Genomic DNA, 22,793 nt, shown 5'->3' on the forward strand with positions numbered 1-22,793 from the left:
CGCGCCATGCAATTCAAGTGGATGGAAGACTTCATCGTGCTGGCGCAGACGCGCAGCTTCACGCGCGCAGCAGAACTGCGCCATGTGACGCACCCGGCTTTCGGCCGCCGCATCCGTGCGCTGGAGTCATGGGCCGGCACGGCGCTCGTCGAGCGCGGCAGTTCTCCGGTGGCACTGACACCTGCCGGCGAGAGCTTCCTGGAGAACGCGAGCCAGATGGTGCGCGGCGTGGAAAGCTCGCGCGAGGAACTGCACACCGTGGCCGGCCGCGAGGTGCGCACGGTGACGCTCGTAACGGGCCGCACGCTGGCACGCACGGTGATGGCCGACTGGCTGGTGCGGCTGCAGCCGGTGCTGCGCGGCGGCGAGATCCGCGTGCAGACCGGGGCGCTGGCCGAAACGGTGCGCATGATCGAGCACAACGAGGTCGACTTCTCGCTGATCTTCCATCACCCGGCACTGACCTTCCGGCTCGACGGGCGGCAGTTCGCGCACGTCACGGTGGCGTCCGACAAGCTGGTGCCGGTCTCGCGCGCCGATGCGCAAGGCCGAGCGGCGCACAGCTTCGACGGCCCCGGCGACGTGCCGTTTCTCTCGTATGTGCGCACGCTGGCCATGGGACGGCTGGTGGAAGACCTGCTGGCCAACAACCCGCACGCGCCGCGGCTGAAGCGCCGCATCGAATGCGATTCGGCGGACGCGCTCTACGAATATGTGCTGCGCGGCCTCGGCGTGGCGTGGCTGCCGTGGTCGATGGTGCAGGCCGACTGCAAGGCCGGCCGGCTGGTGCCCACGGGCGGCCGGCGCATGGAAGTGCGCTTCGAGGTGCGGTTGTACCGCCCCAAGCGCCGGCTGGGAACGCTGGCCGAGGACGTCTGGCGCGCCATGGCGGCGCGCTAGCCAGCGCGCGCCTGCCTGGCCCAATCGGCACGGCCTGGTGCCGGCAAGGCACCACCAGCCGGGCAGCGGCTTCGCAGAATTCAGGGGTTCACTTCCAAACCCCGAGGCCACGATGATCTTCCCGCGTGCTTTCTCTTCCTGCCTTGCGCTGGCCCTCTGCGGCCTTGCCGCACAGGCGCCCGCGCTCGCCGACACCTATCCCAGCAAACCGATCACGCTGGTGGTCGGCTATCCGCCGGGTGGCTCGACCGACCTGACCGGGCGCGCGCTGGGCGTGGAGCTGTCGCACCGGCTCGGCGTGCCGGTGATCATCGACAACATCGGCGGCGCCGGCGGTGCGATCGGCGCGCAGAAGGTGGCCAATGCCGCGCCCGACGGCTACACGCTGCTGGCGGGCGCCAACAACGAGATCGCCATCAACAGGCTGGTCAACGCCAGCGTGCGCTACGAGCCGAAGGATTTCACGCCGATCGGGCTGATCGCGTCGCAGCCGCTGGTGCTGGTGGCGGCGCCCGGCGCGGGCGTGAAGAACACCGGCGAGTTCATCGCGCTGCTGAAGAAGAATCCCGGCAAGTACAGCTACGGCAGCTCGGGCGTGGGCACCTCGCTGCACCTGGCCGGCGAGATGGTCAAGCAGCAGGGCGGCGTGGCCATGACGCACGTGCCCTACCGCGGCGTGGCGCCGCTCACCAACGACCTGCTGGGCGGCAACATCGACTTCGGCGTGTTCGTGCTCTCGAGCGCGCTGCCCTACATCCGCAGCGGCAAGATGGTGGCGCTGGGCACCACAGAGGCGAAGCGATCGGCCATCACGCCGGACCTGCCCGCGCTCGGCGAGACCCCCGCGCTGCAGCGCATGGACATCGGGGTGTGGTTCGCGCTGATGGGGCCGGCGAAGCTGCCCGAACCGGTGGTGGCGCGGTTGAGAAAGGCGCTGGATGAAACGCTGCAGTCGCCCGACTTCCGCAAGAAGATGGAAGCCACCAGCTCGGTCGTCCCACTGGCGCCGTTGGACATCGAGCGCTTCCTCGTCACCGAGACCGCCAAATACCGGGACATCGTGCAATTCGCCAACATCAAGGAATGAGCTTGTCCGTGTCCGCATTCGAACTTTCCCCGCCCGACATCTCGGCCTGGCGCGCCGGCAATACCGGCACGGAGGGCGTCTGGCATTTCGAGGCCGAACGGCCCGGGCGCCACGTGATGATCAGTGCGCTGGTGCACGGCAACGAAGTCTGCGGCGCCTGGGCGCTCAAGGGCCTGCTGGAAGCCGGCGTGCGCCCGCAGCGCGGGCGCCTCACCCTGGCGTTCTGCAACCTCGAGGCCTTCGGGCGCTTCGATCCGCACGACCATGACGCCTCGCGCTTCGTCGACGAAGACCTCAACCGCCAATGGTCCGCCGACCGCCTCGCGGCCGGCAGCACGCGCGAGCGGCGGCGTGCCGCGGCGCTGCAGCCTCATGTGGCACAGGCCGACTGGCTGCTCGACCTGCATTCGATGCACGAGCCCTCCGCGCCCCTGACGCTCACCGGCATGCAGCCGCGCAACCTGGCGCTGGCGCGGCAGCTGCGCAGCCCGGAGCACATCGTGATCGACGCCGGCCACAAGGACGGCGTGCGCATGCGCGACTTCGGCCGCTTCGGCGCACCCGACGCCGACCCGGCGACCGACGCCATGGCGCTGCTGGTGGAGTGCGGCTTCCACGGCGACCCGGCCAGCCGCACCGTGGCGCAGGACCAGTGCGCGCGCTTCCTGCGCGCGGCCGGCGCACTGGACAACGCGGCCATTGCGAGCCTGCTCCCCGGCTGGCTGCAGCCCGATGCGCCACGCCAGTGGGCGCTGGACGTGACCGGCCCGGTGGTCGCGCGAAGCGAGGACTTCCGCTTCGCCAGGCCCTTCACCGGGCTCGAGGTGATCGAGAAGGCCGGCACCGTCATCGGCTGGAACGACGGCGAACCCGTGGCCACGCCCTACGACGACTGCGTGCTGGTGATGCCCTCGACGCGCCAGGCCAAGCCGGGCGTGACGGTGGTGCGGTACGCACGGCGCCGGCCGCTCTGAGGCAGCCGGCGACATCTTTCGGCGAACCGCCGCAAACTGCCCGGCTGTGGCAAGCTCTGGGCGGTATGCACATCCGCCCCAGTCTCACCCACCCTCCGCGCCGTCGGGTGCTGCGCGCGCTGCTGGGCGCCGCAGCCCTGCAAGCGCCCTTCGCCGCGCTCGCCGGCTTCAATTTCTTCACCAGCGAATACACCGCCACGCGCGACGAGCTGCAGGCGCAGATCGCCAAGCGCTTTCCCGTGGCCGAGCGCTATGCCGAGATCTTCATGGTCGGCCTGCGCGATCCGCAGCTGGGCCTGAACGCACAGGACAACCGCGCGGCCATCACGGCGACGCTGACCATCGCCAGCCCGCTGCTGGCGGCTTCGCCGGTGCAGGGCATCGTGTCGGTCAGCAGCGCGCTCAGGTACGACGCAGCCGCGCGCGCGCTGCGGCTCGACCAGCCCAAGGCCGAGCGGCTCGAGCTGCAGGGCGTCGAGGGCCGCGACGCCGAACGGCTGCAGCGCGTGGGCGCGGTGGTGGCGCAGGAACTGCTGCAAGGCCAGGTGCTTCGCAGCTTCACTGCCGACGAACTCACCGTAGGCCGCAAGACCTACGAGATCGGCGACATCACGGTGCAGGACAACGGCATCAAGGTCCAACTCAAATGAAAACCGCTCTTCTCGCCGCCGCCATGCTCATCGCCGGCTGCGCGTCCATCGCGCCCGCCGCCAAGCAGCACTTCGACCTCGAGGCCCACCGCGGCGGACGCGGGCTGGCGCCCGAGAACACGCTGGCGGCATTCGACAATGCCATCGACCTGGGCGTGAGCACGCTCGAACTCGACATCGGGCTCACGGCCGACGGCGTGGTGGTGATCTCGCACGACACCTCGCTCAACCCCGACCACACGCGCGATGCCAGCGGCAACTGGCTCGCGCCGAAGAGCGGCGCGGCCATCCGCACGCTCACGCTGGCGCAGCTGCAGACCTACGACGTAGGCCGGCTGAACCCGTCGAGCAACTACGGCAAGCAGTTCGCGCTGCAGCGCGGTCGCGACGGCGAACGCATTCCGACACTGGCGGCGCTGTTCGCGCGGGTGCAGGCGCGCGGTGCGGAAGCCGCCACGGTGCGCTTCAACATCGAGACCAAGATCGATCCGACCCGGCCTGCCGAGACTGCGGCGCCCGAGCCGATGGTGCGCGCCCTGCTGGCGGAGATCGACAAGGCGGGCATGGCGAATCGCGTGACCGTCCAGAGCTTCGACTGGCGCACGCTGGCGCTGGTCGGCCAGCTCGCGCCGCAGCTGCCGCGCGCCTACCTCACCACGCCCCGCACGCTGAAGGACAGCCGCTGGACGGCCGGGCTCGACGCGGCCAGCTTCGCGTCGGTGCCGCAGATGGTCCGGGCCGCTTCGGCCAACGCGCCGGGTGCGGTGACGTGGTCGCCGGCCTACGCCGGCCTGACGCCCGCTGTCATCAAGGAAGCGCAGAAGCTCGGCATGAAGGTGCTGCCCTGGACCGTGAACGAGCGCGCCGACATGCTGCGGCTGATGGACGCGGGCGCGGACGGAATCATCACCGACTACCCCGACGTTCTGCGCGACCTGATGCGCGAGCGCGAGCTGTCGCTGCCACCTCCCGGAAAGAGCTCGCCATGAGCGCGGCGCTGCAACTCGACGGCATCGCCGGGCGCCTGTCGGCCCTGCGCGGCGGCGGCGACACCGTCACTGCGCTGTCGAACGAGGCGCGCGCGAGCGCCGAACTGCTCGCCGCGCTGCCTCCGCGCTATGGCGAAGTGCTGCTGAACCTGCTCGACAGGCTGGAGTCGAGCGCCCTCTTCAGCGAGGAGAGCTGTTCGTTCAGCCAGAAGGACCTGCTCGACAACCTGCAGGTGTGGGTGGACAAGGCCCGCGCGCAGCTGGTGGCTTAGCACCCGCGTTTATCATCCGGCCCCATGCGCACCCTGCTGCTCGCCCTCATGATCGCCCTGCTGCCCATCCGCGGCTGGATCGGCGATGCCATGGCGGTGGAGATGGTGCGGCACTCGCTGCCGGCAACCGCGGCGGCCTCGGCGGACGGCGCGGCCGCTGAAGCCCATTGCCACGATGCCATGGGCGCGATGAACGACATGAGCGCGATGGGCGCCGACGACGCCGTGGGCACGAACACGGCCATGGACATGCCAGGCCACGACAACAGCCCCACTGCCGGCAGCGCCGATCATCAGGGCTGCGGCACCTGTACCGCCTGCCAGGTCTGCCACACGGTGGCGCTCGGCGGCCTGCCCCTTGCCGATACGGTGCCCGGCGTACCCCAGGCGACGCCCGCCGCACGCACGGCCCGCTTCGCCAGCGCAGAGCCCGCCCAGGGCCTGAAGCCACCCATTTCCTGATCTCCCTGCCCGTAGTCCGTCCGCAGTGAGCCTGTCCAGGCTCGCGGCGCTGGTCGTATTGCTCATGGAGATCGAGCGTGAACCCCTTTGTTGGCTGGCCATGGGCCGGCATCCGACGCCATGCAGGACATGGCGACATGCGCACACGCCATGCAGGACATGGCGACATGCGCACACGCCATGCAGGACATGGCGACATGCGCACACGCCATGCAGGACATGGCGACATGCGTACCTCCGGCGCGCGCCGGAACCCCGCGTCATTTACGACAAGGCCGGCGGCCGCGCTGGCCATGGCGGCCGTGCTCGCGGGCTGCGCCAGCCTCTCGCCTGACGGCGGCAGCACCGACGTGCAGGCGCTGGTCGGCGCCAACCCGCTGCTCGCAGGGGCCACCGCGCAACGCATGCCCGACGCGGCCTCGCAGCAGCGCATCGACGAGCTGCTGGCCCGGCCGCTCGACGCCGAGGCCGCCGTGCGCATCGCGCTGGTCAACGGCCCGCGCGTCCAGGACGCCTTTGCCACATTGCAACTGAGCGACGCCGACCGCGTGCAGGCCGCGAGCCTGCCGAACCCGGTGTTCGCCTTTGGCCGTCTCACCGAAGGCAGCGAGCGCGAGATCGACCGGCTGATCAGCTTCAACGTGATAGGCCTGCTCACGCTGCCGTGGCGGGCGCGCTGGGCCGGCGAGCGCCATGAATCGGCCAGGCTGCAGGCAGCGCAGAGCGTGCTGGTGCTGGCCGCCGACACGCGCCGCGCATGGGTGCGTGCGGTGGCCGCACAGCAGAGCGTGGCCTACCTGCGTGACGCGAAGGAGGCGGCCGAAGCCGGCGCCGAACTCGCGCACCGCATGGCGCAGGCCGGCAACTGGAGCGCGCTTCAGCGCACGCGCGAACAGCTGCTGCTGGCCGATGCCGCCGCGCAACTGGCACGCGCCGAGCAGTCCGCGGTCGCCTCGCGCGAACAGCTCACGCGGCTGCTCGGCCTGAACGGCGAGCGTGCGGCCCGTTATGTGCTGCCCGACCGCCTGCCGCCGCTGCCCGGCGCCGCGCCCGAACCGGGCGACGTGCAGGCGCTCGCGCTGCGCGACCGGCTCGACGTGCGCGCCGCGCAGGCGCAAAACACCGCCGCGGCCCGATCGCTCGGACTCACGCACGCCACGGGTGTCGTGAACGCGATGGAACTGGGCGTGGCGCGCAACACCACTTTCGACAACGGTCCCGACCGATCGCGCCGCACGCAGCGCGGCTTCGAGCTCGAGTTGCCGATACCGCTGTTCGACTGGGGCCAGGCGCGCAACGGCCGCGCCGAGGCGCTGTACCTGCAGTCGGCGGCACGCGTGCGCGACGTGGGCGTGCTGGCCGCGAGCGAGGCGCGCGAAGCCTGGCAAGGCTGGAACACGGCCTACGGCATCGCGCGGCGCTACCGCGACGAAGTGCTGCCGCTGCGCAGGAAGGTCAACGAGGAAATGGTGCTCCGCTACAACGGCATGCTCGCGAGCGTCTGGGAACTGCTGGGCGAGACACGCGCCAGCATGCTCGCGGTGAGCGCCAGTATCGAGGCGCAGCGCGACTTCTGGCTGGCCGACACCGACCTTCAACTGGTGCTGACGGGCAGTTCGCCCGGCGGCATGACGGCGCTGCAGGCTGCGACCGCCACGGGAGGGAACACCGAATGAGCCCCCTGCATCCGCGTTCGCTCCCTCCAGGAGGGTTGGGGTGGGGGCAGCGGCCTTCGCACCGGCAGCACCGCCAACAAACCAACCGCAGCCGAGCCCCTATCCCAACCTTCCCCCAGAGGGGGAAGGAGCAAACACCATGAACCGCCGCAACTTCTTCGCAGGCGCCGCCACCGCGGTCGCCGCCACCACCGTCAGCCGCGTGGCCATGGCCGCGCTGCCCGAGCCGGTCTCGCAAAGCTCCACCGCCACCGCGCCGCCGCTGGCGCCTCCCAACGGCCGCCCCTACAACCCCGTCGTCACGCTCAACGGCTGGACGCTGCCCTGGCGCATGAACGCCGGCCCGCACGGTCAAGTAAAGGAATTTCACCTCGTCGCCGAGCCCGTGGTGCGCGAGATGGCGCCCGGCTTCAAGGTCAACATGTGGGGCTACAACGGCCAGTCGCCCGGCCCGACCATCGAGGTGGTCGAGGGCGACCGCGTGCGCATCTACGTGACCAACCGGCTGCCCGAGCACACCACCGTGCACTGGCACGGCCAGCGCCTGCCCAACGGCATGGACGGCGTGGGCGGCATCACGCAGCCGCACATTCCGCCGGGCAAGACTTTCGTCTACGAGTTCACCGCGCGCCGGCCCGGCACCTTCATGTACCACCCGCATGCCGACGAGATGGTGCAGATGGCGATGGGAATGATGGGGTTCTGGGTGACGCACCCGAAGGACAGCCATCCGCTGATCGACCCGGTGCAGCGCGACTTCTGCTTCCTGCTCGGCAGCTTCGACGTGGAGCCCGGCAGCGCCACGCCCAAGGTCAACACCATGACCGACTTCAATATCTGGAGCTTCAACAGCCGCGTGTTCCCCGCCATCGACACGCTCAATGTGCGCAAGGGCGACCGCGTGCGCATCCGCGCGGGCAACCTCACGATGACCAACCACCCGGTTCACATCCACGGCCACGAGTTCGAGGTGACCGGGACGGACGGCGGGCCCGTGCCGCGCACCGCGCGCTGGCCGGAGGTGTCGGTGGACGTGGCCGTGGGCCAGATGCGGCAGATGGAGTTCATTGCCGACGAGGAAGGCGACTGGGCGCTGCACTGCCACAAGGCGCACCACACCATGGGTCCGATGGGGCACGAGGTGCCGACCATGATCGGCGTCGACCACAAGGGCGTGGCCGAGAAGATTCGCAAGCTCGTGCCCGACTACATGGTGATGGGCGACAAGGGCATGGCGGACATGGGCGGGATGGAAATGCCCATCCCCGACAACACGCTGCCCATGATGACCGGCACCGGCCCGTTCGGCGCGGCCGAGATGGGCGGCATGTTCACGCTGCTGAAGGTGCGGCGCGACCAGAAGCCCGGTGACTACCGCGATCCGGGCTGGTTCAGGCACCCGGCCGGCACGGTGGCGCGTGAAGTTCCGGGCGCCGGCGTGCCACCGGCCGCCCGCCATGCGCCTGCGCCATCGGCGAACGGCGCACGCGATGCCACCGGCACCCCCGACGCCACCGTGCGCAAGCCCGCCGGGCACGGCGCACACAACCACTGAGGAGAAACACGACATGCAACGAAGAACCCTGCTCGCGTTGGCCGCCGGCCTGCCCATCGGCTCCTTTACCGGAGCGTCACTGGCCGCTGCGCCGATGGTCGAGATCTGGAAGGACCCGGACTGCGGCTGCTGCCAGGACTGGGTGAAGCACCTCAACAGAAGCGGCTTTGCCACCCGCGTGCACAACGAGGGAAACGGCGCCACGCGCCAGCGGCTGGCCATGCCGGCCAGCCTGGGCTCGTGCCACACCGGCCTGGTCGGCGGCTACGCCATCGAAGGCCACGTGCCCGCGCGAGAAGTGCAGCGGCTGCTCAAGGAAAAGCCCAGGGCCGTGGGCCTCGCGGTGCCGGGCATGCCGGTCGGATCGCCCGGCATGGACGGCCCGGCGTATGGCGGCCGGCGCGACCCCTACGACGTGCTGCTCGTGCTGGCCGACGGCAGCACGCGCGTCTATCAAGCCTACCGATGAACAACCGAACCGCCACCCAGGAAAGAAACTCACTCATGAAGAAGCTCGCCATCGCCCTGTCCACCGCCCTGCTCTGCGCCGCCGCGTTCGCGCAGGCAGCACTGCCGTCCGTCGAAGGCGAAGTCCGCAAGGTCGACGCCGACGCAAAGAAGATCACGCTGAAGCACGGCGACATTCCCAACCTCGACATGAGCGGCATGACCATGGTCTTCCGCGTGAAGGACCCGGCACTGCTCACGCAGGTGAAGCCCGGCGACAAGGTGCAGTTCACCGCGGACAAGGTCGACGGGGCGCTGACCGTGATCTCGATCGCACCCGCGAACTGAGGCGCGCCGGGAAACTTCTTGCAACCGTCGCGAGGCGGACCGAAGGGGGTGCGGTCTCATAATCGGCCGCCATGTCCGCCTCCCCTCATTCATCCCGCTCCTCCGACCTCTCCCTTTCCGCCGGCGCCATCACCGATGTCGCAGGCATCGAGGTCGGCCATTTCTCCGACACCCGCCGCCCCACCGGTTGCACCGTGATCATGGCCCGCGACGGTGCCGTGGGCGGTGTGGACGTGCGCGGCGCAGCGCCCGGCACGCGCGAGACCGACCTGCTCGCGCCCGGCAACCTCGTGCAGCAGGTGCACGCCGTGATGCTCGCGGGCGGCAGCGCCTGGGGCCTGGCCGCGGCCGAAGGCGCGATGCGCTGGATGGAGGAAAGAAACATCGGCATGGACGTGCGCTTCGGCACCTTGCCGATCGTGCCGGCCGCCGTGCTGTTCGACCTGCCGATGGGTGACGCGCGCATCCGACCCGACGCCGCTGCCGGCTACGCCGCATGCGAGGCCGCGAGCAACGCGGCGCCCGCCGAGGGCAACGTGGGCGCAGGCACCGGTGCGCTGGTCGGCAAGCTGTTCGGCGTGCATCGCGCGATGAAGGGCGGCGTCGGCACCGCCTCGGTCACGGTCGGCGGGGTCACGGTGGGCGCGCTCATCGCAGTCAATTCGCTGGGCGACGTGATCGACCACAACACCGGCCAGCCCGTGGCCGGCGCCCGCACCGAGGACGGCAAGGCACTGCTCGACACGCGCCGCGCGCTGCTGCGCGGCGAGCTGCCCAAGCCCCTGCTGGCCGGCACCAACACCACCATCGGCGTGATCGCCACCGACGCCGTGCTCACCAAGGTGCAGGCCAACCGCCTCGCCACCGTGGCGCACGACGGCCTCGCGCGCGCCATCAACCCGGTGCACACCATGAGCGACGGCGACACGCTGTTCGCACTGGCCACCGGCCGCGTGCCGCTCGAAGGCAGCGCACCGGGCATGACGGTGCTGAGCACCATGGCGGCCGAAGCGGTGGCCATCGCCACGCTGCGCGCGGTGCATGCAGCGCGCACGGTGACGGTGGGCGAGCTGCACATTCCCTGCGCGGCAGACATCGCGGCGCAGCGCGCCTGAGAGAACACACACCATGGCCATGCCCAAGACACTCAAGCTGATCCTGCTGTCGATCCGGGACCTGATTGCTTCGGCGGGCCCGATCGTGTTCATCGTCATCGGCCTGCTGATCGCCGCCTACTGGTGGCTGCAGCCGCAGCCGCCCAAGCACGTGACGCTGGCCACGGGCCCCACCGGCAGCGCCTATGCGCAGTTCGGCAAGCGCTATGCGGCCGCGCTGAAGAACACGGGCATCGAGGTCGAGCTGAAGGCCACCTCCGGCTCGACGGAAAACCTCCAGTTGCTGCGCAGCGGCGGCGCCGACGTGGGCTTCGTGCGCGGCGGCAGTGCCGACCCGAAGGCCGACGACGACGCCGGCCTCAATTCGCTGGGCAGCCTGTTCTACGAACCGATCTGGCTGTTCTACCGCGCCGACACCGCCCAGCAGATCGACCGCAAGACCGCGACGCTGACCTCGCTCACGCAACTGCGCGGCCTGCGCGTCAACGTCGACCTGCAGGGCAGCGGGCTGCCCGAGATCATGGAACGCCTGTTCAAGGCCAACAGGCTCGGGCCCGACGACCTGCTGCTGTCGAACCTCGAGCAGGGCGCGGCCGTTGGCGCGCTGGAGGCCGGACTGCTCGACGTGATCGTGCTGTCGTCGGCGCCGCAGTCGCCGCAGGTGCAGCGCATGCTGCGCTCGGACGACATCAAGCTGATGGACTTCGGCCAGGCCGACGCCTATTCACGGCGCTTTCCGTTCCTGTCGCCCGTGACGCTGCCGCGCGGCGTCGTCGACCTGTCGAAGGACCTGCCGCCGCACGATGTGACACTGCTCGCAGCCACCACCTCGCTGCTGTCGCGCGAGGAAACGCACCCGGCCCTGCGGCAGCTGTTCGCCGAGACGGCGCAGTCGGTGCACAGCGGCGCCGGCTGGTTCAACCGCGCGCGCGATTTTCCGAACACCCGCACCAGCGAACTGCCCGTGAGCCCCGAAGGCGATCGCGCCATCAACGGCACGCCGCCGGTGTGGAAGCGCTACCTGCCGTTCTGGGCCAGCAACCTTATCGAGCGCATGTGGCTGGTGCTCGGCGGCCTGCTGGTGCTCATGCTGCCCCTGAGCCGGGTCGTGCCCCCGCTCTACCAGTTCCGCGTGCGCCGTCGCGTGTTCCGCTGGTATGCGCGGCTGCGCGACATCGAGGCCAAGGTCGACGCCAAGGGCGAGATCAAGGAAAGCGAGCAGAAAGCGCTGCTCGACGACCTCGACCAGCTCGACCGCACGGTGAACAAGGTCGCGGTGCCGCTGTCGTATGCGGACGAGCTCTATGCGCTGCGCAACAACATCTATGCCGTGCGCAAGCGCGTGCTGGCGCGGGGCGCTCCGACCACGCCGCCGATGGACACCGGGCCGGCAGAGGCGGCCACCAAAGCCGCGTAACGCGCGACAGCCGCATCACGCAAGAGCATCGAGCCCGAAGGGCCTGAGCCGCCCGCAATGAAAAAGCGCGCGGCCTCTTGCGAAACCGCGCGCCCGTAGACCGCTGGACCCCCACGCGACCCTCGCCGGCAGGCGAGGAAGCAAATCCAGAAACACCGAGGAACCGGCTCTGCCGGGCCGAAGGTGTTGCCCCCGGCAGGGGGAAGGAGAAGCGACACGAAGTGCCGCGAAGCCTGGGGGCGAGTCAAGAACACCGAGGAACCGGCTTCGCCGGGCCTCAGGTGTTGCCCCCGGTAGGGGGAAGGAGTAGCGACACGAAGTGCGCGAAGCCTGGGGGCGAGTCAAGAACACCGAGGAACCGGCTTCGCCGGGCCTCAGGTGTTGCCCCCGGCAGGGGGAAGGAGTAGCGACACGAAGTGCGCGAAGCCTGGGGGCGAGTCAAGAACACCGAGGAACCGGCTTCGCCGGGCCTCAGGTGTTGCCCCCGGTAGGGGGAAGGAGAAGCGACACGAAGTGCGCGAAGCCTGGGGGCGAGCCTTATTTCAACGCCTTGTAGCGCATGCGCTTCGGCTTGGCGCCTTCTTCACCCAGACGTTTCTTCTTGTCGGCTTCGTACTCCTGGTAGTTGCCGTCGAAGAAGGTCCACTGGCTGTCACCTTCGGCCGCCAGGATGTGGGTGGCGATGCGGTCGAGGAACCAGCGGTCATGGCTGATCACCATCACCGTGCCGGCGAACTCGAGCAGCGCATCTTCGAGCGCGCGCAGCGTTTCCACGTCCAGGTCGTTCGACGGTTCGTCAAGCAGCAGCACGTTGCCGCCTGCGATGAGCGTCTTGGCCAGGTGCAGGCGGCCGCGTTCACCGCCCGACAGCGTCCCGACCTTCTTCTGCTGGTCGGCGCCGTTGAAGTTGAAGCGGCCCGCGTACGCGCGGCTGGCCATCTGGAACTTGCCGACGTTGATGATGTCCAGGCCGTTCGAGATGTCTTCCCAAACGGTCTTCTGGTCGCCCAGCGCGTCGCGCGACTGGTCGACGAAGGCCATCTTCACGGTCTGCCCGATGACGACCTCGCCCGAATCCGGCTTTTCCTTGCCGGCCAGCAGCTTGAACAGCGTCGACTTGCCGGCGCCGTTCGGGCCGATGATGCCGACGATCGCGCCCGCCGGGATGTTGAAGCTCAGGTTGTCGATCAGCATGCGGTCGCCGAAGGACTTGCTGACGTTCTTGAACTCGAACACCTGGCTGCCCAGGCGCTCGGCCACCGGGATGAAGATTTCCAGCGTTTCGTTGCGCTTCTGGTATTCGACGTCGCTCAGCTCCTCGAAGCGGGCCAGGCGCGACTTGCTCTTGGCCTGGCGGGCCTTCGGGTTCTGGCGCGACCACTCCAGTTCCTTCTTCAGGGCCTTGGCGTGGGCTTCTTCGCTCTTCTGTTCCTGCGCCAGGCGTTCGCCCTTCTGCTCGAGCCAGGTGCTGTAGTTGCCCTTCCATGGAATGCCGCGGCCGCGGTCCAGTTCCAGGATCCACTCGGCAGCGTTGTCGAGGAAGTAGCGATCGTGGGTGATGGCCACCACGGTGCCGGGGAAGCGCTGCAGGAACACTTCGAGCCACTCGACCGATTCGGCGTCCAGGTGGTTGGTCGGTTCGTCGAGCAGCAGCATGTCCGGCTTGCTCAGCAGCAGTCGGCACAGCGCCACGCGGCGCTTCTCGCCACCGGACAGCAGGCCGATCTTGGCCTCCCACGGCGGCAGGCGCAGCGCATCGGCGGCGATCTCGAGCTGATGCTCCGAATCGGTCCCGGCGGTGGCGATGATGGCCTCGAGGTCGGCCTGCTCGGCGGCAAGTGCGTCGAAATCGGCATCTTCCGCGGCGTAGAGCTCGTAAACCTCTTCGAGGCGCTTCTTGGCCGCATTGACGGCACCCATCGATTCCTCGACCGACTCGCGCACCGTGTGCTCGGGATTGAGCTTGGGTTCCTGTTCCAAGTAGCCGATCGTCAGGCCGGGCATCGGGAGCGCTTCGCCCTCGATTTCCTTGTCGACGCCCGCCATGATCTTGAGCAGCGTGGACTTGCCAGAGCCGTTCAGGCCGAGCACGCCGATCTTGGCGCCGGGGAAGAAGGACAGCGAAATGTCTTTCAAGATCTGCCGCTTGGGCGGCACGGTCTTGCTGACACGGTTCATCGAATAGACGTATTGAGCCATGTGTGGGTGGTTACCTCGGGTAGCGGAAAGTGGGCAGAAAGCGCGGCCGCCGGAACGCGGGTCCGGGCGCGGCAAACCACCGATTATCGACTCATGCGACAATGGCCACCGTTGCCGGGTCCAGTTGCCCGCGACACCGGCTCTCTGCCGGGGACGAAGAAAGCGCCATTTCAACCCTTTTGCGAGGGCGGACTTTCCGGCTCCCACCCCTGACCTTCATCTGCCTTGACTGGCCTCGCGTTGCCAAAAGACGCTTGGCGGGCCGATGCCACTGCGCCGTGTATGGCGCTTATTGTTTCCAATGAATTTTGATGAACTGAAGCTGGCCCCCGCCATCTTGAAGGCTGTGCACGAGCACGGCTACGACTCCCCCACCCCCATCCAGGCGCAAGCCATCCCCGCAGTGCTCGAAGGTCATGACTTGCTGGGCGGCGCGCAGACCGGCACGGGCAAGACCGCGGCCTTCACCCTGCCGATGCTGCACAAGCTCAGCATGAGCCGCAGCGCCACCAACAAGTTTGGCGGCACCGGCATCCGCGCCCTCGTGCTGACCCCCACGCGCGAACTCGCCGCGCAGGTCGAAGAGTCGGTCCGCACCTACGGCAAGTATCTGCAGCTCGAATCGACCGTGATCTTCGGCGGCGTGGGCATGAACCCCCAGATCAGCAAGCTCAAGAAGGGCGTCGACATCCTCGTGGCCACTCCCGGCCGCCTGCTCGACCTGCAGCAGCAGGGCATGCTCGACCTGGCCCAGGTCCAGATGCTGATCCTGGACGAAGCAGACCGCATGCTGGACATGGGCTTCATCCACGATGTGAAGAAGATCCTGGCGCTGGTGCCCAAGGAAAAGCAGAGCCTGCTGTTCTCGGCCACCTTCAGCGACGAGATCCGCGACCTCGCCGCCACGCTGCTGAAGAACCCGCAGAGCATCCAGGTCACGCCGCGCAACACCACCGTGCAGCGCATCACGCAGGTGATCCACCCCGTGGGCCGCGGCAAGAAGAAGGCGCTGCTCGCGCACATCATCAACGAGAACAAGTGGAGCCAGGTGCTCGTGTTCACGCGCACCAAGTTCGGCGCCAACAGCGTGGCCGAATTCCTCACCAAGAACGGCATCGAGGCGTTGGCGCTGCACGGCAACAAGAGCCAGAGCGCGCGCACGCAAGCGCTGGCCGGCTTCAAGACCGGCGCCATCCGCGCGCTGGTGGCCACCGACATCGCAGCCCGCGGCATCGACATCGACGAGCTGCCGCACGTCGTGAACTACGAGATCCCGAACGTCAGCGAAGACTACGTGCACCGCATCGGCCGTACCGGCCGTGCCGGTTCGAGCGGCGAGGCCGTGAGCTTCGTGTGCCTGGACGAAGAAGGCTTCATGCAGGAGATCGAGCGCTTCACCAAGCAGACGATCCCGGTTCAGGTGGTCGAGGGCTTCGGTCCGGAAGAAGGCGAACGCGCCGAGCCGATCGCCATGGGTCGCCAGACGATCTGGGGCGGTGCCGGCCGTCCGCCGAGCCGCGACGTGATGCAGGCCGCCGCCAAGGCTGCGCGCACCGAGATGCTGCAGCGCATCCGCGAGAACAAGGCCGGCCAGGGCGGTGGCAATGGCGGTGGCGGCAACGGCGGCGGTCAGCGCCGCGGCGGCAGCCAGGGCGGCGGCCAAGGCCGCAGCGCCAACGGCGGTGGCCAGGCGCCAGGCCAGGGACCGCGCGGTCCGGTGCGCGCGCGCCGCAAGGCCGGGGTCCGCAAGGTCCGGCACGCGCGCCGCACCACGCACCTCACCAGCACCAGCCGCATGACGAGCGCCAACCGCGCCATCACGGCAACAGCCACAGCCCGACGCAAGCCAACCAAGTCGCGCACCTGCGCGCCGAAGCGGTCGCGGGCGGCGCAGGCCAGCCGGATCCGTTGCGCACGAGCGTCGACCACATGGGTGGCGGCCGCGGACGCGGCGGCCGTTCGGGCGGCGGCGGCTATGGTGGCGGCAACCGTTCGGGCGGCGGTGGCCGCTCGGGTGGCGGCGGCTACGGCGGTGGCGGCGGCAACCGCTCGGGCGGCGGCGGTCGTTCGTTCGGCCGCTGAGGGCCTCGGGCAGCTCGGCTGCCCGTCACACGACAGACATGAAAAAGGGCACCTCGGTGCCCTTTTTCGTTGCGGCCGGCCTTGGGTCCAGACGCCATGCGGCACCGCGTTGTGCAACATCGCGGCTGCAAATGTCACGCAGTCCACAATCGTGTCGCCATGGAATACATCCCACCCAACTACGCCACCCTCTTCGTCGCCACCTGCAACCTGCTGAACCTCGCGAACCCGAACCGCGTGTACTACGAGAACCAGGACGCCTACACGGAGCGGGAGTACGAACGGAAGATCGACTGGACAGGCGAGCGCTTTCGCGCGCTCAATGCCGACGTGCTCGCGGTGCAGGAGGTGTGGGACGAGGCGGCGCTCAAGGACGCCATTGCGCGAAGCGGACTGCGCTACGACTTCGTTTCGGTGCCGGGCGCCGAGAACAAGCCGCCGACCGGCAGCCCGCCGGGCACGCCGTCCTTGCCCGGCGCGCAGGGCACGCCGCGCGTGGGCATCGCCACGCGGCTGAAGGTCGACGAGCTGCGCTCCTTCACCGACTTCCCGCCGGGCTTCGGCGTCGACGTGCCGGGCCTGGGCCCGCACACGCGCTTCGAGCGGCCGCCGCTGCTGGCCACTGTGCGCATGAAGCACGGCCAGCAGGTGCACGTGCTCACCGCGCATTTGAAGTCGAAGCGGCCGAAGTTCCTGCAGGACGCCCAGGGCAACCACCTCGAGGACCGCGACGACCGCAAGGTGGGCGTGATGGCCTCGCTGCGCTCGCTGCTGATGCGCGGTGCCGAGGCCGCCGCACTGCGCTGCATCGTCATCGACCTGCTGCAGGGCACCCACACGCCGCTGGTGGTGATGGGCGACTTCAACGACAACCCGCACAGCGTGACCACGCAGCTGGTGGCGGCCACCTCCGAAGTCGCCTACGACAAGTCGGCGCGCGACGTGGCGCTGTTCAACGCCTACGAGATGCAGGGCGAGTCGGCGCTCAAGAAGGACGTGGCGTACTCGCACATCCACCAGGGCTTTCCGGACGTGCTCGACCAGATCCTGGTGAGCGAGGAATTCGTCGCCTCCAGCCGCCGCAGCTTGGGCGACGTGCGGCGCGTCGATTATTTCAACGACCACCTGCACGAAGGGCGCGACCGCTCGCGCTCGGACCACGGCTTCGTGCGCGCGCTGCTGCGCCTGCGCACGGACTGACGCAGGACCAGGCTCAGCCCATGCGCCGGCCGGTCTGCCGGTCGAAGAGGTGCACGCTTTCGGCATCGATCGCAAGCCGGACGGACTCGTCGGGACGCGCATCGACGCGGCCATGCACCGCGAGCACCAGCCTGGCTTCGCCCACGCGCACCAGCAGTTCGGTCTCCGCACCCGTCGGCTCGACCACGACCACGGTGGCTTCCACACCGTGCGTGCCGCCGCCGAGCGTCATGTCGCCGGGACGGATGCCGTAGTGCACCGGCTGGCCATCGGCCACCGACGTGGCCGATGGCACCGGCCAGCGTGCACCTTGCGACTCGACCCAGCACTCGCCGCCGCTGCGCCGCACGGTCCCTTCGATCACGTTCATCGACGGCGAGCCGATGAACTGGGCCACGAACAGGTTGTCGGGCCGGTCGTAGAGGTCGAGCGGCGTGCCGATCTGCTCGACGATGCCGTCATGCATCACGACGATGCGGTCCGCCATGGTCATGGCCTCGATCTGGTCGTGCGTCACGTAGACGGTGGTCGTCTTCAGCCGCTGGTGCAGCGCCTTGATCTCGGCGCGCATCGCCACGCGCAGCTTCGCGTCGAGATTGGACAGCGGCTCGTCGAACAGGAACACCTTCGGGTCGCGCACGATGGCCCGGCCCATGGCCACGCGCTGGCGCTGGCCACCCGACAGTTCGCGCGGATAGCGGCCCAGCAGCGCGTCGAGGTTGAGGATCTTCGCTGCGCGCGTCACGCGCTCTTCGGTCACCGACTTGTCCGCGTTGCGCAGGCGCAGGCTGAAGCCCATGTTCTCGCCCACCGTCATGTGCGGATAGAGCGCGTAGCTCTGGAACACCATCGCGATGTCGCGGTCCTTCGACTCGAGGTCGTTGACCACGCGGCCGTCGATCACGATCTCGCCGCCGCTGATGTCCTCCAGGCCCGCCAGCATGCGCAGCAGCGTCGACTTGCCACAACCCGAGGGGCCGACCAGCACGACGAACTCGCCATCGGTGATGTCGAAGCCCAGGCCCTTGATGATCTCGACCTTGCCGAAGGACTTCTGGATATTGCGAAAGGATACGGATGCCATGGGGATCTCTCTTCAGTGTGTCGTTTGCATTTGGGGTCCTTCGCGGAACACCGCGGAACCGGCTTTGCCGGGCCGCTGGTGTTGCCCCCTATCAAGGGGGTTGGCGAAGCGACACGAAGTGCGCGAAGCCTGGGGTCAGCTCTTGACCGCGCCGGCGGTGATGCCGCCGACCATGTAGCGCTTGAATGCGTAGTAGATGGCGGCGGGCGGCAGCGCGTAGATGAGCCCGGTCGCCATCAGCAGTTCCCACGGCGAATCGTCCGCCGACAGGAAATTGCCGAGCGCCACGGCCAGCGTCACGCTCTTGTCGTTCGACAGCAGCAGGAAGGCATAGAGGTACTCGTTCCAGGCCAGCAGCAGCGAGTAGGTGCCCACGGCCACCAGCGACGGCACCATCAGCGGCAGGTACACCAGGCGGAACAGCTGCAGCGGCGACGCGCCGTCCATCCGCGCCGCCTCGTCGAGCTCGTAGGGCAGCTTGTCCGACGCCTGCTTGAGCACCCAGATGCAGTACGGCGAGGCGATGGTCACCATCGCCAGGATCAGCGCCCACTGGCTGTTGAGCAGACCGTAGTTGCCCATGGTCTTGTACATCGGCACGGCCAGGAAGGCCGCCGGAATGAAGTACGTGAACAGTGCCATGTTCATCACCGTGCGGCCGCCTCGCACGCGCAGCCGGCTGATGGCGAACGCGGCCGTGGTCGCGACGAACAGCGTCAGCACGCCGACCGACAGCGCGATGACCAGCGAGTTGCCCAGCTGCACCCAGAAGTGATCGAGGTAGAAGTGCTTCTGGTGGAACACCGTGCTGAAGTTGGCCAGCGTCGGCGTGGTCGGCCACAGGTGGCCCGAGGTGGCCGAGTCCTTGGTCGAGAAGGCGAACAGCGCCATGTGATAGACCGGGATCAGCGTCCACAGCAGCACCGGGATGCCGATCAGCAGCAGCCTGGCCTCGGTCAGCACGGCCTTGGGGGTCCAGCGCTTCATATCGACCTCCGACGAGCCGCCTCCAGGGAGGCGAGCGCCTCCCCGGGGGGCAGTGAATACACGAAGTGATGAACGTGGGGGCTCATTTCGAGAGCCTCTTCATCATGAAGTAGACAAGCGGCAGCACCAGCGGCATGGCCACCACGATGGACGCCATCGACAGGTCGACCTGGTCGAGCCGCAAATAGCGGATGCCCAGCGTGGCGAGCACGTGCGTCAGGTCGGCCGGGCCGCCGCCGGTCAGAAGGTAGACGCTGTTGAAGTCGCCGAGCGTCCAGATCATCGACAGGATGAGCGACGTGACGTATAGCGTCTTGAGCGCGGGCCAGCTCACGAAGCGGAACTTCTGCCACGACGACGCGCCGTCGACCGAGGCCGCTTCGTATTGCTCGGTGGGAATGGCCAGCCGGCCTGCCACGAGAATCAGCGTCCAGAACGGCAGCGACTTCCAGACGTGCACCAGCATCGCGAAGCCCAGGGCGAGCGTCGGATCATTGAGCCAGTTGGGGCCATCGGCGCCGGTCAGGCGGAAGATGGTGGTGTTGATCACGCCCCACTCCGGGTTCAGCATGAAGCGGAACGACAGGATGGTCGGGATCGACGGCATCGCCCACGGCAGGATGAAGATCGCGGAGACGATCTTGATCCACCAGCGCGAAGTCACGAAGAAGCCCGACAGCACCAGCGCCACGAGCATCTTCACGTTGATGGCCACGACCAGGAACACGGCCGTGTTGATCACGGAGCGGAAGAAGATTGGGTCTTCGACCAGCTTCACGTAGCTCTGCGGATGGCGGGCGAGCCAGAGCCCGTAGCCCACCGGGTACAGCACGAACACCAGGAACACCAGCAGGTAGGGCACGACCATCACCGCGCCCCAGAACTGCCAGCGCGCGTGGCGCGCGCCCAGGTTGGCCGCAGGTGCCGCGGAGGGAGCCGCGGCAGCGGCGTCGGAGACGGTAACGGTCGAGCTCATGGCATCAACTGCTGTGCGTTCGTGGAGCGCGCCGCGCCTACTGCGCCGCCACCGTCTTGATGCGCGCGATCATCTCGTCCACCGCCTTGTCCACCGGCAGCTTGTCGGTCACGATGCGGCTCATGGCCTTGGCCCAGACGTTCTCGTTGTTGATCACGGTGAAGCGGTAGTTCTTGGTGAACTCGAAGGTCACGGTGCCGGCGGCGTACTGGTTGAACACCGACTTGCGATGCGAGTCGGCCTGCCAGAACGGGCTGGCCTGTCCGGCCTTGGTGACCGGGAACCAGCGGCCCAGCGAGCCTTCGACGTACGGCGTGAGGTTTTCCTCCTGCAGCAGGAAGGACACGAACTCCTTCGCGCGCGCCTTGTTCTTGCCGTCCTTGAACACCACGCCGGTCTTCACGGCCGTGCGGTAGACCATCTTCCCGCCATCGGGCTTGCTCGGGAAACCTGCGGTGCGGATGCGCTCGGTGTAGTTCTTCTTCGCTTCTTCACGCTGCTCGGGCGTGAGCGAGGCGTTGTTGGAATCGTCGAGCCACTTGGCCGGCAGCGAGATGGTCGCGTTGTGCGTCATCACGGTCGTCTTGTTGTGGAAGGCGACGTTGTTGTCCGGGTCCTTCCAGCTGGTGGACGAAGGCGGCGTGCAGCCCGTCAGGTAGGGCTTGGTGTAGTCGGTCATGGCGGCGATGAGGCCGGTGCGGACCTTCGGGTCGTCGACGAGCAGCTTGCCGTTGTCGTCGACCAGCTTCACGTTGTAGGCGTCCATGAAGGTCAGGAACGAATAGAACGCGTCGCTCGAATCGACGCCCATGGGCATGCCGATGCCGAAGGTGCGCTTGCCGCTCTTCTGGCGGCTCGCGGGTTGCACCTTCTCGCACCAGAAGGGCCAGTACTCCTTCCAGGTGGTCGGGATGTCCGACTCCTTGAAGCCCGCCTCGGTCAGCATGTCGATCCAGTACTCGATGTGCATCGTCTGCTGCTTGATCGGGAAGGCGTAGTAGGCCTTCTTCTTCGTCTGGTCGTTGTAGAGGAAGGTGGTCTCGATCGTGTTGGTCGCGAAGCGGTCCTTCATCGGCGTGAGCACGCTGCCGATGTCCTCGAGCTTGCCGTCGAACGCCCACTTGCCGGTGACCTGGAAGTCGTACACGTCGGCATAGGCCACGTCGGGCGGGCTGCCCGAGTCGAGCGCGGACACGGTCTTGGGGATCATGTCCTGCACGGGGTACTGCGACAGCTCGATCTTCACGTCCTTGTGCTTTTCCTCGAACTTCTTGATGGCGGCGAACAGCGCGTCGTCCTCCGCCTTGTAGAAGCCCTTGACCCACCAGACGGTGAGCTTCTCCTGCGCGAAGGCATTGCCCGACGCGATGAGGCCCAGCGCAACCAGCGTCGGTGCAATGAGCGATTTGGCAAGTTTCATGGTTTGTCTCCTTCTCTTCTCTGGTGGAATTTGCTCGGGGCGCGAGCGTAGGTTGAAAGGACCGGATGCGAACTGCGGAAAAACGCTTAGACGGCCAGCACGAAACTCCGTGCGATCAGCTGGCCTTGAGCCTGGGCGGCGGCCTGCTCAGGCGCGGGAGGCGGCGGCGCGAGCCGAGCACGTCCTCGATGTCCTGGCGTGCGCCGTCGATGAGCCGGATGATCGCGAGCTCGGCCTTGGCCGGGTCGTGCGCGATCACCGCGTCGAGCACCGCGCGGTGCAGCGGCAGCGACAGCGCGGGCCCGTCGGGCTTGGTGGTCGATATCTCGAAGCTGGTGCGAAGCAGCGCGTTGAGCACCTTGCTCATCTGCGCGATCATCCGGTTGCCCGCTGCACTCAGCAGGCCGTTGTGAAAGCGCAGGTCGAAGGTGACGTAGTCGCCGCCGTTCTCCACGGCCTCCTTCATGCCGGCGAAGGCACTTTCGATTTCCTCGATATCCCTGGCCGTGGCGCGCTCGGCGGCCAGGCGCACCGCGGCAGGCTCCACCACGCGACGCAGGTCCTGCAGGTCGCGCAGGAACTCGGGCGTGAGGCCGGCGCGCGCCTGCCAGGTGATGACGTCGGGGTCGAACCAGTTCCACTTGTCCTTGGGCAGCACGCGCGTGCCGACCTTCGGCCCCGTGACGATGAGCCCCTTGGCCGCGAGCGACTTGATGGCCTCGCGCACCACGGTGCGGCTCACGCCGAGCTCCTCGCCGAGGATGGGCTCCGCGGGGATCGACGCACCGATCGCATAGCGCCCCGCCACCACGGCTTCACCGAGCAGCTCGAGCGTGCGACCGTGGATGTTCTTGATCATGTGGGATGTGGATTTCGGTATCGCGACGCTCGAAAACACTAAGGCTCCGGCGTTCGATCCGCGCTTATCATATGATGATTGAAATCGACCTTCG

20 protein-coding genes and 1 pseudogene are annotated in these 22,793 nt (G+C 68.1%); 15 read left to right on the forward strand and 6 right to left on the reverse strand.

Annotated elements, in window-relative coordinates; all coding sequences use genetic code 11:
- Positions 1 to 6: 6 nt before the first annotated feature.
- From AACL56_RS21095 to AACL56_RS21155, 13 genes are all read left to right on the forward strand, one after another.
- Positions 7 to 900, forward strand: coding sequence for a LysR family transcriptional regulator (locus AACL56_RS21095; protein WP_339091750.1), 894 nt, complete (start codon positions 7 to 9; stop codon positions 898 to 900).
- Positions 901 to 1,012: 112 nt separating this feature from the next.
- Positions 1,013 to 1,987, forward strand: coding sequence for a Bug family tripartite tricarboxylate transporter substrate binding protein (locus AACL56_RS21100; RefSeq protein ID WP_339091751.1), 975 nt, complete (start codon positions 1,013 to 1,015; stop codon positions 1,985 to 1,987).
- A gap of 8 nt (positions 1,988 to 1,995) precedes the next feature.
- On the forward strand, positions 1,996 to 2,961 hold the full coding sequence (locus tag AACL56_RS21105) for a succinylglutamate desuccinylase (RefSeq protein WP_425337037.1): 966 nt from the start codon (positions 1,996 to 1,998) through the stop codon (positions 2,959 to 2,961).
- Positions 2,962 to 3,026: 65 nt separating this feature from the next.
- Entirely contained in the window at positions 3,027 to 3,611 is a 585-nt protein-coding gene (locus AACL56_RS21110; RefSeq protein ID WP_339091753.1) for a DUF1439 domain-containing protein, read from the forward strand.
- Positions 3,608 to 4,600: a glycerophosphodiester phosphodiesterase gene (locus tag AACL56_RS21115; RefSeq protein ID WP_339091754.1), complete on the forward strand. Its 993-nt coding sequence runs from the start codon at positions 3,608 to 3,610 to the stop codon at positions 4,598 to 4,600. Before AACL56_RS21110 ends, AACL56_RS21115 begins: the two co-directional genes overlap by 4 nt.
- Positions 4,597 to 4,872: a hypothetical protein gene (locus tag AACL56_RS21120; RefSeq protein WP_339091755.1), complete on the forward strand. Its 276-nt coding sequence runs from the start codon at positions 4,597 to 4,599 to the stop codon at positions 4,870 to 4,872. The genes AACL56_RS21115 and AACL56_RS21120 overlap by 4 nt, the downstream gene beginning before the upstream one ends.
- A gap of 24 nt (positions 4,873 to 4,896) precedes the next feature.
- Positions 4,897 to 5,334: a hypothetical protein gene (locus AACL56_RS21125; RefSeq protein ID WP_339091756.1), complete on the forward strand. Its 438-nt coding sequence runs from the start codon at positions 4,897 to 4,899 to the stop codon at positions 5,332 to 5,334.
- Between the two features lie 227 nt (positions 5,335 to 5,561).
- On the forward strand, positions 5,562 to 7,010 hold the full coding sequence (locus tag AACL56_RS21130) for a TolC family protein (protein ID WP_425337038.1): 1,449 nt from the start codon (positions 5,562 to 5,564) through the stop codon (positions 7,008 to 7,010).
- Positions 7,011 to 7,149: 139 nt separating this feature from the next.
- Complete coding sequence (locus AACL56_RS21135; protein WP_339091758.1) at positions 7,150 to 8,565, forward strand: multicopper oxidase family protein; 1,416 nt, start codon at positions 7,150 to 7,152, stop codon at positions 8,563 to 8,565.
- Positions 8,566 to 8,578: 13 nt separating this feature from the next.
- Complete coding sequence (locus AACL56_RS21140; RefSeq protein ID WP_339091759.1) at positions 8,579 to 9,034, forward strand: DUF411 domain-containing protein; 456 nt, start codon at positions 8,579 to 8,581, stop codon at positions 9,032 to 9,034.
- A gap of 35 nt (positions 9,035 to 9,069) precedes the next feature.
- Entirely contained in the window at positions 9,070 to 9,360 is a 291-nt protein-coding gene (locus AACL56_RS21145; RefSeq protein WP_339091760.1) for a copper-binding protein, read from the forward strand.
- A gap of 71 nt (positions 9,361 to 9,431) precedes the next feature.
- Positions 9,432 to 10,475, forward strand: coding sequence for a P1 family peptidase (locus AACL56_RS21150; RefSeq protein ID WP_339091761.1), 1,044 nt, complete (start codon positions 9,432 to 9,434; stop codon positions 10,473 to 10,475).
- Positions 10,476 to 10,488: 13 nt separating this feature from the next.
- Positions 10,489 to 11,892: a TAXI family TRAP transporter solute-binding subunit gene (locus tag AACL56_RS21155; protein WP_339091762.1), complete on the forward strand. Its 1,404-nt coding sequence runs from the start codon at positions 10,489 to 10,491 to the stop codon at positions 11,890 to 11,892.
- Between the two features lie 537 nt (positions 11,893 to 12,429).
- Here AACL56_RS21155 and ettA read toward each other — a convergent pair.
- Positions 12,430 to 14,091 carry an energy-dependent translational throttle protein EttA gene (ettA, locus tag AACL56_RS21160; RefSeq protein WP_339091763.1) on the reverse strand — a complete coding sequence of 554 codons (1,662 nt, stop codon included), beginning with the start codon at positions 14,089 to 14,091 and terminating at the stop codon, positions 12,430 to 12,432.
- A 301-nt stretch (positions 14,092 to 14,392) separates the two neighbouring features.
- Here ettA and AACL56_RS21165 point away from each other — a divergent pair.
- A pseudogene (locus AACL56_RS21165) lies at positions 14,393 to 16,173 on the forward strand (DEAD/DEAH box helicase).
- A gap of 159 nt (positions 16,174 to 16,332) precedes the next feature.
- Complete coding sequence (locus tag AACL56_RS21170) at positions 16,333 to 17,373, forward strand: endonuclease/exonuclease/phosphatase family protein (RefSeq protein ID WP_339091764.1); 1,041 nt, start codon at positions 16,333 to 16,335, stop codon at positions 17,371 to 17,373.
- A 13-nt stretch (positions 17,374 to 17,386) separates the two neighbouring features.
- Here the strand turns inward: AACL56_RS21170 and AACL56_RS21175 are convergent, their stop codons facing one another.
- The 5 genes from AACL56_RS21175 to AACL56_RS21195 form a co-directional block, all read right to left on the reverse strand.
- Complete coding sequence (locus AACL56_RS21175) at positions 17,387 to 18,457, reverse strand: ABC transporter ATP-binding protein (RefSeq protein ID WP_339091765.1); 1,071 nt, start codon at positions 18,455 to 18,457, stop codon at positions 17,387 to 17,389.
- A 135-nt stretch (positions 18,458 to 18,592) separates the two neighbouring features.
- Entirely contained in the window at positions 18,593 to 19,444 is an 852-nt protein-coding gene (locus AACL56_RS21180; RefSeq protein ID WP_339091766.1) for a carbohydrate ABC transporter permease, read from the reverse strand.
- A gap of 82 nt (positions 19,445 to 19,526) precedes the next feature.
- Positions 19,527 to 20,420: a carbohydrate ABC transporter permease gene (locus AACL56_RS21185; protein ID WP_339091767.1), complete on the reverse strand. Its 894-nt coding sequence runs from the start codon at positions 20,418 to 20,420 to the stop codon at positions 19,527 to 19,529.
- 37 nt (positions 20,421 to 20,457) lie between these two features.
- The gene (locus AACL56_RS21190) at positions 20,458 to 21,840 is read right to left on the reverse strand and encodes an ABC transporter substrate-binding protein (RefSeq protein ID WP_339091768.1); all 1,383 of its coding nucleotides are present in this window, start codon (positions 21,838 to 21,840) and stop codon (positions 20,458 to 20,460) included.
- Between the two features lie 115 nt (positions 21,841 to 21,955).
- Entirely contained in the window at positions 21,956 to 22,699 is a 744-nt protein-coding gene (locus AACL56_RS21195) for a FadR/GntR family transcriptional regulator (protein WP_339091769.1), read from the reverse strand.
- Positions 22,700 to 22,793 lie beyond the last annotated feature (94 nt).

The organism is Variovorax paradoxus, assembly GCF_902712855.1.
Taxonomy (GTDB): domain Bacteria; phylum Pseudomonadota; class Gammaproteobacteria; order Burkholderiales; family Burkholderiaceae_C; genus Variovorax; species Variovorax paradoxus_Q.

Coding starts and splice junctions, on each gene's coding strand:
- AACL56_RS21150 (WP_339091761.1), top strand. CDS start 9,432: ATGTCCGCCTCCCCTCATTCATCCCGCTCCTCCGACCTCTCCCTTTCC.
- AACL56_RS21155 (WP_339091762.1), top strand. CDS start 10,489: ATGGCCATGCCCAAGACACTCAAGCTGATCCTGCTGTCGATCCGGGAC.
- AACL56_RS21175 (WP_339091765.1), bottom strand. CDS start 18,457: ATGGCATCCGTATCCTTTCGCAATATCCAGAAGTCCTTCGGCAAGGTC.
- AACL56_RS21195 (WP_339091769.1), bottom strand. CDS start 22,699: ATGATCAAGAACATCCACGGTCGCACGCTCGAGCTGCTCGGTGAAGCC.
- AACL56_RS21180 (WP_339091766.1), bottom strand. CDS start 19,444: ATGAAGCGCTGGACCCCCAAGGCCGTGCTGACCGAGGCCAGGCTGCTG.
- AACL56_RS21100 (WP_339091751.1), top strand. CDS start 1,013: ATGATCTTCCCGCGTGCTTTCTCTTCCTGCCTTGCGCTGGCCCTCTGC.
- AACL56_RS21110 (WP_339091753.1), top strand. CDS start 3,027: ATGCACATCCGCCCCAGTCTCACCCACCCTCCGCGCCGTCGGGTGCTG.
- AACL56_RS21120 (WP_339091755.1), top strand. CDS start 4,597: ATGAGCGCGGCGCTGCAACTCGACGGCATCGCCGGGCGCCTGTCGGCC.
- AACL56_RS21130 (WP_425337038.1), top strand. CDS start 5,562: ATGCGTACCTCCGGCGCGCGCCGGAACCCCGCGTCATTTACGACAAGG.
- AACL56_RS21170 (WP_339091764.1), top strand. CDS start 16,333: ATGGAATACATCCCACCCAACTACGCCACCCTCTTCGTCGCCACCTGC.
- AACL56_RS21135 (WP_339091758.1), top strand. CDS start 7,150: ATGAACCGCCGCAACTTCTTCGCAGGCGCCGCCACCGCGGTCGCCGCC.
- AACL56_RS21140 (WP_339091759.1), top strand. CDS start 8,579: ATGCAACGAAGAACCCTGCTCGCGTTGGCCGCCGGCCTGCCCATCGGC.
- AACL56_RS21095 (WP_339091750.1), top strand. CDS start 7: ATGCAATTCAAGTGGATGGAAGACTTCATCGTGCTGGCGCAGACGCGC.
- ettA (WP_339091763.1), bottom strand. CDS start 14,091: ATGGCTCAATACGTCTATTCGATGAACCGTGTCAGCAAGACCGTGCCG.
- AACL56_RS21115 (WP_339091754.1), top strand. CDS start 3,608: ATGAAAACCGCTCTTCTCGCCGCCGCCATGCTCATCGCCGGCTGCGCG.
- AACL56_RS21185 (WP_339091767.1), bottom strand. CDS start 20,420: ATGAGCTCGACCGTTACCGTCTCCGACGCCGCTGCCGCGGCTCCCTCC.
- AACL56_RS21190 (WP_339091768.1), bottom strand. CDS start 21,840: ATGAAACTTGCCAAATCGCTCATTGCACCGACGCTGGTTGCGCTGGGC.
- AACL56_RS21145 (WP_339091760.1), top strand. CDS start 9,070: ATGAAGAAGCTCGCCATCGCCCTGTCCACCGCCCTGCTCTGCGCCGCC.
- AACL56_RS21125 (WP_339091756.1), top strand. CDS start 4,897: ATGCGCACCCTGCTGCTCGCCCTCATGATCGCCCTGCTGCCCATCCGC.